The following is a 2,303-nucleotide window of genomic DNA, read 5'->3' as shown; positions in this document are numbered from 1 at the left end:
GACAAGCCAGGTGCCCTGCAGATCTATTATAAGGCAAAAAGAAAAGACCCGCTAAACTAGCGAGTCTTTGATGAAGCGGAAGACGGGATTCGAACCCGCGACCCCCACCATGGCAAGGTGATGTTCTACCACTGAACTACTTCCGCGATACATTTATTAGTTTACCAAAAAATTTCTCTTTTGCAAGTCTTTTTTTGCCCATAAATGAGAAAAAAGCGCCGCTATAAAAAGCAACGCTTTGATCACACATTGGCTAATCGGGAATGCAGGATTTGAACCTGTGACCTCTACGTCCCGAACGTAGCGCTCTACCAAACTGAGCTAATTCCCGAAGAAGCGGAAGACGGGATTCGAACCCGCGACCCCCACCATGGCAAGGTGATGTTCTACCACTGAACTACTTCCGCAACACATCTATTAGGATAATCTAAAAGCCGGGTCTTGGCAAGGGCTTTTTTATAAAAATAGCATTTTTCTCTGCGGCAAGTTCGATTAAACTATATGGAGACCATCAAAAAGATGTAGACGCAAAAAAACGTTTCCTCTAGCAGGAAACGTTTTTTAGTATAAGGAGATTTTTCAAAAATTACAGCTTGGCCAGGGCCTGGTCCAGGTCGGCCAAAAGGTCGTCGATATTTTCCACCCCAACAGAGATTCTGATCAAGTCCGGGGTAATCCCGACGCTGGCCAGTTCTTCGACATTCAGCTGGGCGTGGGTGGTGGAAGCTGGCTGAATGATCAAGGACTTGGCATCAGCCACGTTGGCCAAAAGGGAGAAGAGCTTCAAGTTGGCAATCAGCTGCTTGCCGGCTTCTTCCCCGCCCTTCAAGCCAAAGGTGAAGATTGAGCCGACCCCCTTCGGGAAGTCCCGTTCAGCCAAGGCATGGTCCGGGCTGTCAACCAGACCCGGGTAGCGGACCCAGGCAACCTTTGGATGCTTGCTTAGGTATTCAGCCACTCTTTGAGCGTTGTAGACGTGGCGTTCAACCCGCAAGGACAAGCTTTCCAGGCCTTGCAAAAGCAGGAAGGCGTTGAATGGGCTGAGGCTGGCCCCGGTGTCACGCAGAACCGTTGCCCGGATCTTGGTCGTAAATGCTTGTGCCCCCAGCTTGGCCCAAGTCACATCCTTGTAAGACGGGTCAGGGTTAGTGAAGCTTGGGTAGCGGCCGGACTTTTCATAGTCGAACTTGCCGCTTTCCACGACTACCCCGCCCATGGTCGTCCCGTGGCCGCCGAAGAACTTGGTAGCTGAGTGGACAACCACGTCGGCCCCATGTTCAAATGGCCGGTAGAGGTAAGGGGTAGCAAAGGTGTTGTCGATAATGACCAAAACGCCGTGCTTGTGAGCCACTTCTGCTACCGCGTCAATGTCGATCAAGTTGGCGTTAGGGTTGCCGATGGTTTCAGCGTAAACCACCTTGGTATGGTCGTTGATTTCTTTTTCAAAATTGGCCGGATCACTTGGGTCAACGAAGTGGGTCTTGATGCCCAATGGCGGCAAAGTCTGGGCAAAAAGGTCGTAGGTCCCGCCGTAAATAGTGGAAGCAGCCACGATTTCGTCGCCCGCCCCAGCTACGTTCAAGATAGCCGCGGTGATCGCTGCCGCCCCCGTTGCCAGGGCCACGCCACCCGTGCCGCCTTCAAGGGCTGCTACCCGGTTTTCAAAAACCGCCGTGGTCGGGTTGGTCAAACGGGTGTAGATGTTGCCGGCATCGGTCAAGGCAAAACGGCCAGCTGCCTGGTCAGCGTCGTCAAAGACATAGGACGTGGTTTGGTAGATTGGCACTGCCCGGGCGCCAGTTTCGTCAATTGGCTGACCGGCGTGGACCTGCAAAGTTTCAAATGACAAACCTTCGTTGCTGATAGCTTCTTTACTCATGTTTTTTTACCTCGCTTGTGTTGTTGCTGTGTAATATTTTTTAGTTGTTGGAAATGATTAGATTGCTGAAATATTGCTGTTAAAAACACAAGCGGCACATGTAGCTGGCCCCAATCGCCGCTCCCCGCCAGAGGATCAGCCAGCGTTTCGTCTGTTGATATCGTTTCCTGCACATGAACCTTACCTCGTAAAAAAGCCGCCCAACTAACCAGTAGTTCAGGCGGCCTTTACTATCTTCAATACAGTAACGATCTTAGGATGGTGAACCACAGGTATTCGTTTCTACGCTAAAAGGCATGCTGTACATCAGCATGTTCATTGACATGACTTGCATTTGACAATTCTTAGCAGCGAATTCCATGGTGGTTCTCCTTTCTTCATTAATCCTTAATTCGCTTTTAAGTATATCAGCTACCAGCTGAAA

General features: G+C 50.5%; 1 protein-coding gene and 3 tRNA genes. All 4 read right to left on the bottom strand.

Annotation, left to right across the window (positions count from 1 at the left end; translation table 11 throughout):
* Positions 1–74: 74 nt before the first annotated feature.
* Positions 75–146: transfer RNA gene (locus ACI32D_RS04965), tRNA-Gly, on the bottom strand.
* Between the two features lie 111 nt (positions 147–257).
* A tRNA-Pro gene (locus ACI32D_RS04960) sits at positions 258–331 on the bottom strand.
* A gap of 4 nt (positions 332–335) precedes the next feature.
* Positions 336–407: transfer RNA gene (locus ACI32D_RS04955), tRNA-Gly, on the bottom strand.
* Between the two features lie 179 nt (positions 408–586).
* Positions 587–1,879 (bottom strand): O-acetylhomoserine aminocarboxypropyltransferase/cysteine synthase family protein, encoded by a 1,293-nt coding sequence (locus ACI32D_RS04950; RefSeq protein WP_439775515.1) that lies wholly within the window; start codon positions 1,877–1,879, stop codon positions 587–589.
* Positions 1,880–2,303: the final 424 nt, after the last annotated feature.

Origin of the sequence: Lactobacillus sp., assembly GCF_051873315.1 — a bacterium.
Classification (GTDB): domain Bacteria; phylum Bacillota; class Bacilli; order Lactobacillales; family Lactobacillaceae; genus Lactobacillus.
The sequence above is the reverse complement of the archived record's forward strand: the minus strand, read 5'-3'. Positions and strand labels throughout refer to the sequence as shown.